Genomic DNA, 354 nt, shown 5'->3' with positions numbered 1-354 from the left:
CTGCTCGACCTGCTGCAATCGGCGGCCGGCCTCGAGCGTGTACTCGAGATCGTCGAGCAACCCGCTACACCACTCTGCTGCCCGCACTGCCAGGCCGACAAACCCTATCGCCACGGCCATGCGCACGGACTGCAGCGCTACCGCTGCCGTAGCTGCGGCCGCACCTTCAACTTGCTCAGCGGCACGCCGCTGGCGCGGCTGCGCYACAAGGCGCACTGGCTCGACTACCTCGGCTGCATGCTCGACTCCCGCAGCGTGCGCCGCTCGGCGCGCGAGATCGGCGTGGCCAGYGCGACCAGCTTTCGATGGCGTCACCGTTTCCTGGCCTTGAGCAAGGATGACCGCCCGCAACGA

Annotated in this window: 1 protein-coding gene; it reads left to right on the top strand. The window is 68.5% G+C overall.

The window, feature by feature from the left end:
- Positions 1-354 (top strand): transposase (locus tag AC1DOP_RS27400; RefSeq protein ID WP_477254454.1); only part of this gene is annotated, 354 nt, incomplete at both ends.

It is taken from the genome of Massilia sp. 01N410 (genome assembly GCF_056399665.1).
The sequence above is the reverse complement of the archived record's forward strand: the minus strand, read 5'-3'. Positions and strand labels throughout refer to the sequence as shown.